We start from the raw sequence: 14,388 nt of genomic DNA, 5'->3' as shown, positions 1-14,388 counted from the left end.
AGCGGGCACGGGGTCGGGCCCGCGGAGCCCCGGTCCATCCTCACCGAGCGCTACCAGGGCACCTTCGCCGAACGGGTGGCCGTGCCGACCTGGAACGTCCTGCCCAAGCCCAAGGAGCTCTCCTTCGAGGAGGCCGCCTGTCTGCCCACGGCGTGGCTGACGGCGTACCGCATGCTCTTCACCAACGCCGGGGTACGTCCCGGCGACTCCGTGCTCGTCCAGGGCGCCGGCGGCGGTGTCGCCACGGCCGCGATCGTGCTCGGCAGGGCGGCCGGACTGCGGGTGTTCGCCACCAGCCGGGACGAGGCCAAGCGCAGGCGTGCGGTGGAGCTCGGCGCGGTGGACGCACTGGAGCCGGGGGCACGGCTGCCGCAGCGGGTGGACGCGGTGATCGAGACCGTCGGCGCGGCCACCTGGTCGCACTCGGTCAGGTCGCTGCGGCCCGGCGGCACGATCGTCATCTCCGGGGCCACGAGCGGCGACCGGCCGTCCCATGCCGAGCTGACACGCATCTTCTTCCTGGAGCTGAAGGTCGTGGGATCGACCATGGGCACCAAGGACGAACTGGAGGACCTGCTGTCCTTCTGCGCCGCCACCGGGGTCCGTCCCGTCATCGACGAGGTGCTGCCGCTCGACCGGGCCCGCGAGGGCTTCGAACGGCTGGAGTCGGGCGGCCACTTCGGCAAGGTCGTGCTCACCACCTCCTGACTCCCTCCCTTCCTGTTCTCCGAGTGCCGGGCCCGTGATGTGTCAACTACGGTTGACACATCACGGAGTGTCAATGTAAGTTGACACCATGACCGAAGCAACGGATCTCGCCGAGCGCGCGGGCGACCGCGATCCCCGGGTCGGGTTGCGGGCCGTCGCCGCGCTGCGCCGGCTGCTGGAGCAGCTCGAGGCGGTACAGGTGCGCGGTGCGCGCAACCAGGGCTGGTCGTGGCAGGAGATCGCCGCCGAACTCGGCGTCAGCAGGCAGGCCGTGCACAAGAAGTACGGGAGGCAGTGATGTTCGAACGGTTCACGAAGGACGCCCGGGCCGTGGTGCGGGGGGCGGTGGAGTACGCCGACGACGCGAAAGCGCAGACCGTGGACGCCGAGCACCTTCTGCTCGCCCTGCTCGACCGGGAGGGCAGCCGCGGGTCCTTCGCGCTGGCGGCGCTGGGGCTCGACGAGGACGGGGAGCCCGTGCGGCAGGCGCTGCACGACGCACGGCGGCGCGCCGGTCTGTCCCGGGCCGAGGCCGACGCCCTCGCGGGCCTGGGCATCGACGTCTCGGAGATCGTCTCCCGGGTGGAGGAGACGCACGGCGTCGGGGCGATGTCCGGCGACCGGCGGGGCAAGGGCTCGTGGCCGGGCCGCCGCGCCTTCAGCCGGAGCGCCAAGGACACGCTCGAAAAGGCCCTGCGCACGGCGGCGGCCCACCGCGACCGGCACCTCGGCGACGAGCACATCCTCCTCGCCCTGACCCTCCGCCCGGGTGTGCCCGCCGAGGCCCTCGCCGACCACGGTGTGACCTACGAGTCGGTGACCCGCGTGCTGTACGGCGGGGGACAGGCGCGGGCGGCCGGTTGAGCTGAAGGGGATGGCCGCCCGAGTGTGCCGGCGGGCGGCCGTCAGACCTTCGGGCGCTGCAGGAGCGAGGCGATGTGGGCCGCCGCCGCGGACAGATGGCCACGGGCCTCGAGGAGTTGGTCGGCGGTGATGCCGTTGTCCCGGGCCGTGTCGCGGATGTCGTCGCGGAAGCGGTCCAGGAGGCGGTCCAGGTCGCGGGCGTGGTCGCCGGTGAGATCCTCGTGCGCCCAGGCCGGTTCGTAGCGGGCCGGGAAGTCCTCCGGGGTCGTGGAGTACTCGGGGCGGGCCGCGGTGCGGCCGAAGGCATAGTCCTTGCCGAAGTCGCCGAATTCCTTGGCCAGTTCGGTCAGGCCCTCGCGAACCCCCGTGGGCCAGTCACCCCGGTCGAAGTGGTCCTGCACCTGGTCCTGGACCCGCTTGGCGATGCGCTGCAACTCCTCCTGCGCCTGGGCCCGCGCCCGCTCCTGCGCGTCCTTGGCCTGCCGCTTGGCCCGCTGGGCCTCGTCGCGTGCCCTGCGGCTCTCCTCCTTCGCGCGCCGTGCCTGCTCCTTCCACTCCTGCTTGACGCGCCGCATCTCCTCCTTGGCGGCCTGCCAGGCCTCCTTGTCGTCGGCCTTGCCGTGCTCCCCGGGCTCCCCGTACTTTCCGGAGCCCTCACGGGCCTGGGAGGCGGCCGCGCGCATCTCGCGCCGCAGATCTCCGGCGGCGCCGCGCACATCGGCGCGGATCTCAGCGGCGAGTTCGGCGACGGACTCGCGGATCTCCAGCTCCAGGTCGGCCAGTTCGCCACTGCGGTCGGCCAGTTCGGCGCGGCCCGCGTCCGTGATCGCGTACACCTTGCGGCCGCCCTCGGTGGTGTGCGTGACCAGGCCCTCCGCCTCCAGCTTGGCCAGCCGCGGGTACACCGTGCCCGCCGAGGGGGCGTACAGACCCTGGAAGCGCTCTTCCAGCAGCCGGATCACCTCGTACCCGTGGCGTGGGGCCTCGTCGAGCAGCTTGAGCAGGTACAGACGGAGTCGGCCGTGAGCGAAGACGGGAGGCATGTCAGAGCACCTTCTTGTCGGTCGTGCCATGGGCGGTACCGCCGCCGGCGCCCTCGGCCGGGCGGGCGTCCCGTGGCTCCGCCCCCCACGGTCCGTCCTCCGCGGGCGGGCGCCGCAGCAGCGCGATGGAGCCGGAGACGGTGGTCGCCTTCAGCCGTCCGTTGCCCGCGCCGAGACGGCCGGTGATCCGCTTGGCCCCCCACTGGCCGCCGACCTTGAGGTCCTCGAAGGCGTTGGACACCGTCCCGCTCGCGGTGTTCGCGTCCACCTGTGCGTCCGCCGGGTGGGGGAGCCGGATGGCGATCTCGCCGGAGACATTGGTCAGGCTCACGTCGGTGGGGCCGCCCGCCGGGTCGAGGTCGACGATCATCGACCCGCTCACCGAGTCCGCCCGCACCGAGGGACCGGCGCCGTCGACGACCGTCAGGTCGCCGGAGACCGAGTTGAACCGCAGGTCACCGGAGAGGGCCTGCGCCTCCACGCTCCCCGACACGGTGTCCGCGCGCACCGGACCCGTCAGGCGCACCAGAGTGGTGTCCCCGGAGACGCCCTTGACCTCCGCGCGTCCGCCTATCCCCGAGACCACCGCGCCGGCACCGACCACTCCGAGCTCCACCCGCGTGGTCGCCGGGACGGCCACGGAGACCACGGCGCTGCGCCGCCAGCCCTTGCGGTCCAGCCACTTGAGGAAGCCCTTCCAGGGCAGGTCCTCGTACGCCACCGTCAGCGTCCCGCCCTGCTGGGTGACCACCAGGGGCGGCCCCTCGATCTCCGAGACCTCCAGGCGGGCCGGACCCTCGTCCACCCCCACGACGTTCACCGCTCCGTGCACGATGCGGACGTTGAGCGCGGTCACAGGCTCGTCGAAGGTGAGCTTCCTGGGCTCACCGACGGACCACTCGGACATGGTGCAGACCTCCCCGGGCCGGACGCGACACGCCATATCGCGTCGTCTGCAATCCACGATATATCGCGTCCCGGGGAAGTCAAGACACTCGTACGGGTGAGGCGAGCGCGTGCCGCCGGAAAGGCGGACCGGGGCAGACTCCAGAAAACAGACAGGGCGCCCCCAAGGGGGCGCCCCGCGCCGAGCGGACGGCCGGTCCTACTCGTCGTCCTCGTCGTCCAGCCGGGCCAGCCAGGTCGCCAGCCGCTCCACCGGTACCTCGAAGTCCGGATTGAGGTCGACGAAGGTCCGCAGCTGCTCGGCCAGCCACTCGAAGGTGACCTCCTCCTCGCCCCGCCGCTTCTCCAGCTCTTCGATGCCACGGTCTGTGAAGTACATGGAGTCAAGGATAGGCGCGCCGAAACGACCGGGCCGCACCCCCGTTTCAGGGGGTGCGGCCCGGTCAGGTGCGAACCGAGGAAGCGGTTACGCCTCGAACACCTCGCGCACCAGCTGCTCCTGCTCCGCCTGGTGCCGCTTCGCGGAACCGACGGCCGGGGAGGAGCCGTGCGGACGGGAGATGCGGCGCAGGCGCTCGCCGGCCGGGATGTCCGCGCCGACCGCCAGGTCCAGGTGGTCGATGAGGTTCAGGGCGATGAACGGCCACGCGCCCTGGTTCGCCGGCTCCTCCTGGGCCCAGAGGTACTTCTCCGCGTTCGGGTACTTGGCGATCTCGGCCTGGAGCTCGGCACCCGGCAGCGGGTAGAGCCGCTCGAGGCGAATGATCGCCGTGTCGGTCACGCCGCGCTTCTTCCGCTCGGCGTCCAGGTCGTAGTAGACCTTGCCCGCCGTGAAGACGACCTTCTTGACCGCCGCCGGGTCCACCGACGCGTCGCCGATGACCGGACGGAACTGGCCCGCGGTGAACTCCTCCGCCTTCGAGGCCGCGGCCTTCAGGCGCAGCATCGACTTCGGGGTGAAGACGACCAGCGGCTTGTGGTGCGGGTTGTGCACCTGCCACCGCAGGAGGTGGAAGTAGCTCGACGGCAGGGTCGGCATCGCGACCGTCATGTTGTTCTGCGCGCAGAGCTGGAGGAACCGCTCCGGGCGGGCCGAGGAGTGGTCCGGGCCCTGGCCCTCGTAGCCGTGCGGCAGGAGCAGGGTGACGCCGGAGGTCTGGCCCCACTTCTGCTCGGCGGAGGAGATGAACTCGTCCACCACCGTCTGGGCGCCGTTGGTGAAGTCGCCGAACTGGGCTTCCCACATCACCAGCGCGTCCGGGCGGGCCAGCGAGTAGCCGTACTCGAAGCCCATCGCCGCGTACTCGGACAGCAGCGAGTCGTAGACGTTGTACCGGGCCTGGTCCTCGGACAGGTACAGCAGCGGGGTGAAGTCCTCGCCCGTCTCGCGGTCGATGATCACCGCGTGCCGCTGGCCGAAGGTGCCGCGGCGGGAGTCCTGGCCGGACAGCCGGACCGGGACGCCCTCCAGGAGCAGCGAGCCGATGGCGAGGGTCTCGCCCATGCCCCAGTCGATCGTGCCGTCCTCGACCATCGCCGCCCGGCGCTGGAGCTGCGGCAGCAGCCGCGGGTGGACGGTGATGTGGTCGGGGATGTTGACCTGGGACTCGGCGATGCGCTTGACGACCTCGGCGGAGACGGCCGTGGAGACCGCGACCGGGAAGCCGTCCTGCGGTGCCTGGACGTCACCGGAGGCCGGCTGGGCGGTGGCCTCGCGGACCTCGGTGAAGACCTTCTCCAGCTGACCCTGGTAGTCCTGCAGTGCCTGCTCGGCCTCTTCCAGGGTGATGTCGCCCCGGCCGATCAGCGACTCGGTGTAGAGCTTGCGCACCGAGCGCTTCTTGTCGATCAGGTCGTACATCAGCGGCTGGGTGAAGGCCGGGTTGTCCGACTCGTTGTGACCGCGGCGGCGGTAGCAGATGAGGTCGATCACCACGTCCTTGTTGAACGCCTGGCGGAACTCGAAGGCGAGCCGCGCCACGCGGACCACGGCCTCCGGGTCGTCGCCGTTCACGTGGAAGATCGGGGCCTCGATCATCCTCGCCACGTCCGTCGCGTACATGGAGGAACGCGAGGACTCCGGGGCGGCCGTGAAGCCGACCTGGTTGTTGATGACGATGTGGACCGTGCCGCCGGTGCGGTAGCCCCGCAGCTGCGACATGTTCAGGGTCTCGGCCACCACGCCCTGGCCCGCGAAGGCCGCGTCGCCGTGGATGGCCACCGGCAGGACCGTGAAGTCCGTGCCGCCCTTGTTGATGATGTCCTGCTTGGCGCGGGAGACGCCCTCCAGGACCGGGTCCACCGCCTCCAGGTGGGAGGGGTTGGCCACCAGCGAGACGTTGATCTGCTCGCCGTCCAGGCCGGTGAACGTGCCCTCGGCGCCCAGGTGGTACTTCACGTCGCCGGAGCCGTGCATCGACTTCGGGTCGAGGTTGCCCTCGAACTCGCGGAAGATCTGCGCGTACGACTTGCCGACGATGTTGGCCAGGACGTTGAGGCGGCCGCGGTGGGCCATGCCGATGACGACCTCGTCCAGGCGGGACTCGGCCGCCGAGTCGATGACCGCGTCGAGCAGCGGGATGACGGACTCGCCGCCCTCCAGGGAGAACCGCTTCTGGCCGACGTACTTCGTCTGCAGGAAGGTCTCGAAGGCCTCGGCCGCGTTCAGCCGGCGCAGGATGCGCAGCTGCTCCTCGCGCTCCGGCTTCGAGTGCGGGCGCTCCACACGGTCCTGGATCCACCTGCGCTGCCTGGGGTCCTGGATGTGCATGAACTCGATGCCGACCGTGCGGCAGTACGAGTCGCGCAGCACGCCGAGGATGTCGCGCAGCTTCATCAGCGTCTTGCCGGCGAAGCCGCCGACCGCGAAGTCGCGCTCCAGGTCCCACAGGGTGAGCCCGTGCTCGGTGATGTCCAGGTCGGGGTGCTTGCGCTGCTGGTACTCCAGCGGGTCGGTGTCGGCCATGACGTGGCCGCGGACCCGGTAGGAGTGGATCAGCTCGAAGACGCGGGCGGCCTTCGTGACGTCGTCGTCGTGCGAGGCGTCGATGTCCTTGAGCCAGCGGACCGGCTCGTAGGGGATGCGCAGCGACTTGAAGATGTCGTCGTAGAAGTCGTGCTCGCCGAGCAGCAGGTTGGCGACGGCGCGCAGGAACTCGCCGGAGGCGGCGCCCTGGATGACCCGGTGGTCGTAGGTCGACGTGAGCGTCATGACCTTGGAGATGCCGAGCTTGTTCAGGGTGTCCTGGGAGGTGCCCTGGAACTCCGCCGGGTAGTCCATGGAGCCGACGCCCATGATCACCGACTGGCCGGGCATCAGCCGCGGCACGGAGTGGACCGTGCCGAGACCGCCGGGGTTGGTGAGGGAGACGGTGACGCCGGTGAAGTCGTCCATCGTCAGCTTGTTGTCGCGGGCGCGACGGACGATGTCCTCGTAGGCCTGCCAGAACTCGAAGAAGTTCAGCGTCTCGGCCTTCTTGATGGCGGCCACGACGAGCTGGCGGTCGCCGTTGGGCTTCACCAGGTCGATGGCCAGGCCGAGGTTGACGTGGTCCGGCTTGACCAGCGTGGGCTTGCCGTCCTTCTGCGCGAAGGACCAGTTCATCGACGGCATCTGCTTGATGGCCTGGACCATCGCGTAGCCGATGATGTGCGTGAAGGAGATCTTCCCGCCGCGAGCCCGCTTGAGGTGGTTGTTGATGACGATGCGGTTGTCGAACAGCAGCTTCACCGGGACGGCGCGCACGGACGTGGCCGTGGGCAGCTCCAGCGAGGCGCTCATGTTCTTCGCGACCGCGGCGGAGGGGCCGCGCAGCGTGACGAGCTCCGGACCGGCGGGAGCCTCGACGGCGGGCTTCGCCGGCGCCGGGGCCTGAGCCGCGGGCTTCGCGGGCGCCGGAGCGGCGGCCGCGGGCCGGGGGGCGGCCGGGGGCTGCACGGGAGCGGCCGGCGCGGCGGCCTGGGGAGCGGGCCTGGCAGGGGCGGCCGGCGCGGCGGCGGGCGCCGCCTGAGCCGGGGTGGTGGTCTCCGCGGCCCCCGCGGCCGCGGTACCCGCCGGAGCCTGCGGGGCTGCGGCCCCCGGCTTGTAGTCGGCGAAGAAGTCCCACCAGGCGCGGTCTACGGAGTTCGGGTCCTGGAGGTACTGCTGATAGATCTCGTCGACGAGCCACTCATTGGCACCGAACGCAGCCGCGGAGGTCTTCCCGGCTTGGTCGGTGTCGGTCGAGATGCTCGAGTTACTGGGGGACTGTGGCGACACGGCGGCAACCGCCCTCTTCCGCTTCACAAGAATGATGGACAGCGGGAATAAAGGCTACGCCCCCGAGAGGGGGAAGGTCAGGTCGGGCCACTCCTTCGTCATGTAAGTCACATCAAAACCTGGGTTTCGGGACTTGAAATGGCGGGAAACAAGCGTAGTTCCGCTGCGCCAGGGAAGGGGGGACCCGGGCCTGACCCCTGTGGGATGCAGGCCCCTGCCTGATCACACGTGTCCGCCTGCGGGGATGCTCGTGGATCTTGGGGTTCGCGATCGAACTTTACGTCAACTTGGCAAAGACGGCAGACCCGGAAGAGTGACAAGGATCCGGCAGCCCCGCTCGGATTCGGCCACACCGATCCGGCCGCCGTGCAGGTCCACCGCCCAGCGGGCGATCGCCAGACCGAGTCCGGTGCCGCCGTCGCTGCCCGGACCGTGCGGCCGGTGCACCGCGCCCCGGTCGAAACGCTCGAAGACGCGGTGCCACTCCGAACGCGGGATGCCGGGCCCCTCGTCCAGGACCTCGAGCTCCAGCGAGTGCGGCCGCGCGCCGCGCCGCGCCTTCACCGTCACGCGCCCGTGCGGCGGGCTGTGCTTGACCGCGTTGTCGATCAGGTTGGCGACCACCTGGTGGATGCGCTCGGGGTCGGCGTGCGCGGTCAGGTCGGACGGGAAGACGTCCAGGTGCAGATGGACGTCCGTACGGGTGTGGCTGCCGGAGCCGGAGGCGATGCCCGCGCGGGCCGAGGCGACCATGTTGGCCTCCTTCAGCACGCCCGCCAGGTAGGGCCACACCTCGAAGCGGCGCAGCTTGAGCGGCACCACGCCGTTGTCCAGCCGGGACAGGTCAAGGAGCGTCTCCACCAGCCGGCCCAGCCGCTCGGTCTGCTTCAGCGCCGTGCGCATGGTCTCGGGGTCGGCCTCCGTGACCCCGTCGACGATGTTCTCCAGCACCGCGCGCAGGCCCGCGATGGGCGTGCGCAGCTCGTGCGAGACGTTCGCCACCAGCTCCTTGCGCTGGCGGTCCTCGGCCTCCAGGTCGTCGGCCATGCGGTTGATCGTCTGGGCCAGGTCGCCCAGCTCGTCCCGGCGGTTCTCGCGCACCCGGCGCGTGTAGTCGCCGTGCGAGATGGAGCGGGCCACCGTGTTCATCTCGTCCAGCGGCGCGGTGAGCGAGTGCGCCACGAACTGCGTGATGAGCAGCGTGGCGATCATCGAGAAGACCGTGATGAACCGCAGCTCCGTCGCCGTGCGCACGGCGATCAGCAGCAGACCCGTGGTGATCAGCACCGATATGACGACCAGTGCGCCCAGCTTGGTCTTGATCGAGAACGGGCGTACGCCACCCCAGGGCTCGCCCTGGTTCCTCCGTGCGGCCGGCCCGTCCCTCATGGCGTCGGTGTCTCCAGGGCGTAGCCCACGCCGTGCACCGTGCGGATCCGCTCCGCGCCGATCTTCCGGCGCAGCGCCTTGATGTGGCTGTCCACGGTCCGGGTGCCGGAGGCGTCCGCCCAGTCCCACACCTCCGCAAGCAGCTGCTCGCGCGAGAGCACCGCGCGCGGGGTGTTCGCCAGGCACACCAGCAGGTCGAACTCGGTGGGCGTGAGGTGGACGTCCTCGCCGCGCACGCGCACCCGGCGCTGGGCGTGGTCGATCTCCAGCTCGCCCAGGCGCAGTATGCCGCTGCGCGGGGTCGCCGCGGCCAGCGCGGCCCGCTCCATGCGGCGCAGCAGCACATGCACGCGTGCGGCCAGCTCCCGCATCGAGAACGGCTTGGTCATGTAGTCGTCGGCGCCGACCCCGAGGCCGACCAGCATGTCGGTCTCGTCGTCCCGCGCGGTGAGCATCATCACCGGCACCGGACGCTGGGCCTGCACGCGGCGGCAGACCTCCAGGCCGTCGAAGCCGGGCAGCATGATGTCGAGGATCAGCAGGTCCGGCTGCCAGGCCTCGGCGGTGTCGACGGCTGCCGGGCCGTCGCCCGCGGTCTGCACGAGGAATCCCTCGGCGCGCAGGCGGGTGGCGATGGCATCCATGATGGTCTGGTCGTCCTCGACCACCAGGACCCGGCGCTGAGCGCCCGGGGTGGCCGTCGTGCCGTTGTGCGCGGTGTGTGTCTGCTCCATCGCCCGCCCCTGAGTGTGCTTTCCGGAATCCGTGGGGTGATCCCTTGACTGCGCGTAGTTGCGATTGACGCTTGAATGATCGGCGCCAGGGGAGCAGCGTACGGGGACCGGCCGCGCCTTTGCTATCCAGGTCGGACCGCGAGGTGCACGACGTCCGGAACGCCCCGGGCAACGGGGACCTCTTCGGTGCGCACCTGCCGGAATCCGACATTCCGCAAGGTTCCTTCAAATTCCGCGGATGGCTTCGCGGACCACACCGCGAGCACCCCGCCGGGCCTCAACGCCCTTGAGCAGCTTGCCAGTCCGGCCGGCCCGTACAGCTCCTCGTTGTCCTCGGTGACCGTCCAGTCGGGGCCGTTGTCGATGTCCAGGCACAGCGCGTCGAACGTGTCGTATGTCTCATTGACGTAGGCGACCATGTCGCCTTCCACGACCTCGGTGCGCGGGTCGGCCAGCGCGTCCGCGGTCAGCTCGGCGAGGGCGCCGTCGCGGTGCCAGTCGATGATCGCGCGTTCGCGTTCGACAACAGTGATCCGTCCCCAGTGCGGGTCCGCCGCGGCGTGCGCGAGTGAGAAGCCGACGCCGAGGCCGCCGATCAGCACGCTCGGCGCCCGCCGCTCCGGCAGCGCGGCCAGCGCCGCGTCGACCAGGAGGCGCTCGGAGCGCCCGTCGGAGGTGTCCATCAGGAAGCAGCCGTTGGCGATGATCTGCAGCAGCGCCCCGTGCCGGCGCAGCACGACCTCGCCGTAGGGGCCCTCGCGGCGGTCCAGCACCTCGGGGGCGTCGTAGGAGCCGGTCATGGGGTCATCCTGCCCCAACGGGCCCGTAAGCCCGCATGAATTAGGGGTGACACCCGTGTGCGAGCGCCCGGCGCGCCGCCGGGGTGTCCGGGTCGCGGGGGCCGCCGGGAACTTAATAGGTTGCTGAGAATCGCCGCGCGGGTGGCGTCGGTCATGGACAGGGGCGCCGGGGGCACGAAGTGTGGGGCGCGACGGAAGGAGCGCCGCACCGTGGATCGGACCGCGACGGCCGGCCCCCCGGACTCGCCGCCGCCTTCGGGGTCGCCTCAGCCTCCGGCGCAGGCGCCGCAGGCGCTTGACGGGATGCCGCAGCAGCGGGCGGGCGACGCCGCCCCGGTGGACGCGGGTGGGGAGCCGGCTCGCTCGGCGCGGCCCGCCGCGGCGCTGCGCGGTCTGCGTCCGTGGCGGCTGCTGCCCAGCCCCACGGGCACCCCGTTCACCTTCGGGTACACGGCCCTGCTCGCCGTCACCTCGCTCGTCGCCCGGTACGCCGATCCCGCGGTGGTGGACGCCCTGCAGCAGAGCTCCAGCACGGACGTCGCCCATCTGGTGCGGGCGCCCCTGCTGGTGCTGCCCGCCAGCGCGCTGTGGATCGCGGGCGGCGTCGTGTCGGCGTACTCCCTCTGCTTCCTGCTCGTGCTCACCGCGCTGGAGCGGCGGATAGGCGGACTGCGTACCGCCGGTGTGTTCCTGTTCGGGCACGTGCTGGCCACCCTCGCCACCGAGGTCCCCGTCGGGCTCGCGGTGCTCGCGGGCCGCCTGCCGGGCAGTTCGGCGCACCGCCTCGACTACGGCATCAGCTTCGGTGTCGCGGCCAGCCTCGGCGCCCTGGCCGGTCTGCTCACGCCCTGGCTGCGCTGGCCCCTGCTCCTCGTGTTCGTGGCCCTGCTGGTCCAGGACCTGACGGGCTTCGTCGACCCGATGACGAGCTGTGGCCATCTGATCGCGGTGGGGCTCGGCGTGGCGACGTGGCCGGTGATACGCCGCTGGCGCCGGGCACGTGCCGCTGAGTGATCGCTCAGAGCGAACAGGTGTCGGGGAACAATCGATCCGCCCCACGCATTGAGTCGGCATAACTCAACTTGACTGCCGAAGGGGAGATCATGGCTGCTGAGTCCACCGAGTTCACACCGCTCACCCTGCCCGTGCTGCCGCTCGACGACGAGGTCGTGCTCCCCGGGATGGTGGTTCCGCTGGATCTGAGCGACGCCGAGGTACGGGCCGCGGTGGAGGCCGCGCAGGCCGCCGCGCGTGACGAGCCGGGCAAACCCAGGGTGCTGCTGGTGCCGAGGGTCGAAGGGACGTACGCCAGGACCGGTGTACTGGGCACGGTCGAACAGGTGGGCCGCCTGGCCGACGGCGACCCGGGCGCGCTCATCCGCGGGCGCGGCCGGGTGCGGATCGGAGCCGGGACCACCGGCCCCGGCGCCGCGCTGTGGGTCGAGGGGACCCGGATCGACGAGAACGTGCCCGAGCCGGCGCCCGGCCAGGTCGCCGACCTGATGAAGGAGTACAAGGCGCTCGCCACCGCCTGGCTGCGGGGGCGCGGCGCCTGGCAGGTCGTCGACCGTGTGCAGGCCATCGACGACGTCTCCGCGCTCGCCGACAACTCCGGCTACTCGCCCTTCCTGACCACCGAGCAGAAGGTCGAGCTGCTGGAGACCGCCGACCCGGTGGCCCGCCTCAGGCTCGCCACCCGGCAACTGCGCGACCACCTCGCCGAGCAGGACGTGGCCGAATCCATCGCCAAGGACGTCCAGGAGGGCGTCGACAAGCAGCAGCGCGAGTTCCTGCTGCGCCGCCAGCTGGAGGCCGTCCGCAAGGAACTGCGCGAACTGAACGGCGAGAGCGACGGCGAGGAGTCCGACGACTACCGCGCCCGTGTCGAGGCCGCCGACCTGCCCGAGAAGGTCCGGGAGGCCGCGCTCAAGGAGGTCGACAAGCTGGAGCGGTCCTCCGACGCCTCGCCCGAGGGCTCCTGGATCCGCACCTGGCTCGACACGGTCCTCGGCATGCCGTGGAACGAGCGGACCGATGACAGCGCTTCCGCCTACGACATCCAGGGCGCCAGAGCGGTACTGGATGCCGAGCACGCGGGCCTCGAGGACGTGAAGGAGCGGATCACCGAGTACCTGGCGGTGCGCAAGCGGCGCGGCGACCGGGGCCTCGGCGTGATCGGCGGGCGGCGCGGCGGAGCCGTGCTCGCGCTCGTCGGGCCGCCCGGCGTGGGCAAGACCAGCCTCGGCGAGTCCGTCGCCCACGCCATGGGCCGCAAGTTCGTGCGCGTCGCCCTGGGCGGCGTCCGGGACGAGGCGGAGATCCGCGGCCACCGGCGTACGTACGTGGGCGCGCTTCCCGGGCGGATCGTGCGCGCCGTCAAGGAGGCCGGGTCGATGAACCCGGTGGTCCTGCTCGACGAGATCGACAAGGTGGGCTCCGACTTCCGCGGCGACCCGGCCGCGGCACTGCTCGAGGTCCTGGACCCGGCGCAGAACCACACCTTCCGGGACCACTACCTGGAGGTGGAGCTGGACCTGTCCGACGTCGTCTTCCTGGCCACGGCCAACGTGCTGGAGGCGATCCCGGAGGCGCTGGCCGACCGGATGGAGATCGTCCGCCTGGACGGCTACACGGAGGACGAGAAGGTCGTCATCGCCCGCGACCACCTGCTTCCGCGCCAGCTCGAGCGTGCCGGTCTGCGCCAGGACGAGGTGACGATCGAGGAGGGCGCGCTGCGCAGGATCGCCGGCGAGTACACGCGTGAGGCGGGCGTGCGGACCCTGGAGCGGTCCATCGCGCGGCTGCTGCGCAAGATCGCGGCCCAGCACGAACTGGGCGAGCAGGAGCTGCCGTTCACCGTCACCGACGATGAGCTGCGGGGACTGATCGGTCGTCCGCACCACGTTCCGGAGTCCGCGCAGGATCCGGCCGAGCGGCGTACGTCCGTCCCGGGTGTGGCGACGGGCCTCGCGGTCACCGGGGCCGGGGGCGACGTCCTCTTCGTCGAGGCGTCCCTGGCGGACCCGGAGACGGGTGCGGCCGGGCTGACCCTGACCGGCCAGCTGGGCGACGTGATGAAGGAGTCCGCACAGATCGCGCTGAGCTTCCTGCGCAGCCACGGCGCCGAGCTGGAGCTGCCCGTGGGCGATCTGAAGGACCGGGGCGTGCACATCCACTTCCCGGCGGGCGCGGTGCCGAAGGACGGTCCGAGCGCGGGCATCACCATGACGACCGCGCTCGCCTCGCTCCTGTCCGGCCGCCTGGTCCGCACGGACGTGGCGATGACCGGCGAGGTCTCGCTGACGGGCCGTGTCCTGCCCATCGGCGGCGTCAAGCAGAAGCTGCTCGCAGCCCATCGCGCGGGTGTGACCACGGTGGTCATCCCCAAGCGCAACGAGCCCGACCTGGACGACGTCCCGGCGGAGGTCCTGGACCGGCTCGACGTCCACACCGTCACGGACGTCCGCCAGGTCCTGGACCTGGCCCTCGCCCCGGCGACCAACGGCGCCTCACAGGAGATCCCGGCCGCCGCGTGACCCGGCGGAGCCGCGCCCGGCCGGACCACCGCGCCACAAGCCGCGGTGGTCCGGCCGGGTGTTTCCCGGGGTGCGCTCGGTGTGGGCCGCCGCGCTCGTGCCGGGCGGGCCCCGGGGCCCCGGCCGGGGGCGACCCCCTGCCCTCGGCCG

The 14,388-nt window shown here is 71.4% G+C and carries 12 protein-coding genes; 5 read left to right on the top strand and 7 right to left on the bottom strand.

Translation table 11 applies throughout. The features are described 5' to 3' along the window. From CG719_RS09620 to CG719_RS09610, 3 genes are all read left to right on the top strand, one after another. Positions 1-708: zinc-binding dehydrogenase (locus CG719_RS09620; RefSeq protein WP_234375498.1), on the top strand; the 708-nt coding region annotated here is incomplete at its 5' end. 88 nt (positions 709-796) lie between these two features. Further along, complete coding sequence (locus CG719_RS09615) at positions 797-1,006, top strand: helix-turn-helix domain-containing protein (protein ID WP_037745578.1); 210 nt, start codon at positions 797-799, stop codon at positions 1,004-1,006. Then, complete coding sequence (locus tag CG719_RS09610; protein WP_100568114.1) at positions 1,006-1,572, top strand: Clp protease N-terminal domain-containing protein; 567 nt, start codon at positions 1,006-1,008, stop codon at positions 1,570-1,572. The genes CG719_RS09615 and CG719_RS09610 overlap by 1 nt, the downstream gene beginning before the upstream one ends. A 41-nt stretch (positions 1,573-1,613) precedes the next feature. Here CG719_RS09610 and CG719_RS09605 read toward each other — a convergent pair whose 3' ends face one another. The 7 genes from CG719_RS09605 to CG719_RS09575 form a co-directional block, all read right to left on the bottom strand. Further along, a complete protein-coding gene (locus CG719_RS09605; protein WP_100568113.1) occupies positions 1,614-2,615 on the bottom strand; it encodes a PadR family transcriptional regulator in 1,002 nt (333 codons plus the stop codon). A 1-nt stretch (position 2,616) separates the two neighbouring features. Continuing rightward, positions 2,617-3,522, bottom strand: coding sequence for a DUF4097 family beta strand repeat-containing protein (locus tag CG719_RS09600; RefSeq protein WP_100568112.1), 906 nt, complete (start codon positions 3,520-3,522; stop codon positions 2,617-2,619). A 198-nt stretch (positions 3,523-3,720) separates the two neighbouring features. Beyond that, positions 3,721-3,900, bottom strand: coding sequence for a DUF6104 family protein (locus tag CG719_RS09595; protein WP_003992906.1), 180 nt, complete (start codon positions 3,898-3,900; stop codon positions 3,721-3,723). 87 nt (positions 3,901-3,987) lie between these two features. Next, positions 3,988-7,779, bottom strand: coding sequence for a multifunctional oxoglutarate decarboxylase/oxoglutarate dehydrogenase thiamine pyrophosphate-binding subunit/dihydrolipoyllysine-residue succinyltransferase subunit (locus tag CG719_RS09590; protein ID WP_100568272.1), 3,792 nt, complete (start codon positions 7,777-7,779; stop codon positions 3,988-3,990). A 282-nt stretch (positions 7,780-8,061) separates the two neighbouring features. Further along, a complete protein-coding gene (locus CG719_RS09585) occupies positions 8,062-9,168 on the bottom strand; it encodes a HAMP domain-containing sensor histidine kinase (RefSeq protein WP_100568111.1) in 1,107 nt (368 codons plus the stop codon). Continuing rightward, positions 9,165-9,902: a response regulator transcription factor gene (locus CG719_RS09580; protein WP_100568110.1), complete on the bottom strand. Its 738-nt coding sequence runs from the start codon at positions 9,900-9,902 to the stop codon at positions 9,165-9,167. Before CG719_RS09580 ends, CG719_RS09585 begins: the two co-directional genes overlap by 4 nt. A gap of 122 nt (positions 9,903-10,024) precedes the next feature. Beyond that, the gene (locus CG719_RS09575) at positions 10,025-10,702 is read right to left on the bottom strand and encodes a spermidine synthase (protein ID WP_100568109.1); all 678 of its coding nucleotides are present in this window, start codon (positions 10,700-10,702) and stop codon (positions 10,025-10,027) included. Positions 10,703-11,005: 303 nt separating this feature from the next. Between CG719_RS09575 and CG719_RS09570 the strand changes: the two genes are divergently transcribed. Together CG719_RS09570 and lon are read left to right on the top strand one after the other, a co-directional pair. Next, entirely contained in the window at positions 11,006-11,716 is a 711-nt protein-coding gene (locus CG719_RS09570; RefSeq protein WP_324838194.1) for a rhomboid-like protein, read from the top strand. An 89-nt stretch (positions 11,717-11,805) separates the two neighbouring features. Then, on the top strand, positions 11,806-14,238 hold the full coding sequence (lon, locus tag CG719_RS09565) for an endopeptidase La (RefSeq protein ID WP_100568108.1): 2,433 nt from the start codon (positions 11,806-11,808) through the stop codon (positions 14,236-14,238). The last annotated feature ends 150 nt before the right edge of the window (positions 14,239-14,388 follow it).

Source organism: Streptomyces sp. CB01373, from assembly GCF_002803075.1.
In the GTDB taxonomy this organism is placed as follows: Bacteria; Actinomycetota; Actinomycetes; order Streptomycetales; family Streptomycetaceae; genus Streptomyces.
The sequence above is the reverse complement of the archived record's forward strand: the minus strand, read 5'-3'. Positions and strand labels throughout refer to the sequence as shown.

Excerpts from the sequence above, each read along its gene's own strand:
- CG719_RS09615 (WP_037745578.1), top strand. The coding sequence starts at position 797 with ATGACCGAAGCAACGGATCTCGCCGAGCGCGCGGGCGACCGCGATCCC.
- CG719_RS09610 (WP_100568114.1), top strand. The coding sequence starts at position 1,006 with ATGTTCGAACGGTTCACGAAGGACGCCCGGGCCGTGGTGCGGGGGGCG.
- CG719_RS09605 (WP_100568113.1), bottom strand. The coding sequence starts at position 2,615 with ATGCCTCCCGTCTTCGCTCACGGCCGACTCCGTCTGTACCTGCTCAAG.
- CG719_RS09600 (WP_100568112.1), bottom strand. The coding sequence starts at position 3,522 with ATGTCCGAGTGGTCCGTCGGTGAGCCCAGGAAGCTCACCTTCGACGAG.
- CG719_RS09595 (WP_003992906.1), bottom strand. The coding sequence starts at position 3,900 with ATGTACTTCACAGACCGTGGCATCGAAGAGCTGGAGAAGCGGCGGGGC.
- CG719_RS09585 (WP_100568111.1), bottom strand. The coding sequence starts at position 9,168 with ATGAGGGACGGGCCGGCCGCACGGAGGAACCAGGGCGAGCCCTGGGGT.
- CG719_RS09580 (WP_100568110.1), bottom strand. The coding sequence starts at position 9,902 with ATGGAGCAGACACACACCGCGCACAACGGCACGACGGCCACCCCGGGC.
- CG719_RS09575 (WP_100568109.1), bottom strand. The coding sequence starts at position 10,702 with ATGACCGGCTCCTACGACGCCCCCGAGGTGCTGGACCGCCGCGAGGGC.
- CG719_RS09570 (WP_324838194.1), top strand. The coding sequence starts at position 11,006 with ATGCCGCAGCAGCGGGCGGGCGACGCCGCCCCGGTGGACGCGGGTGGG.
- lon (WP_100568108.1), top strand. The coding sequence starts at position 11,806 with ATGGCTGCTGAGTCCACCGAGTTCACACCGCTCACCCTGCCCGTGCTG.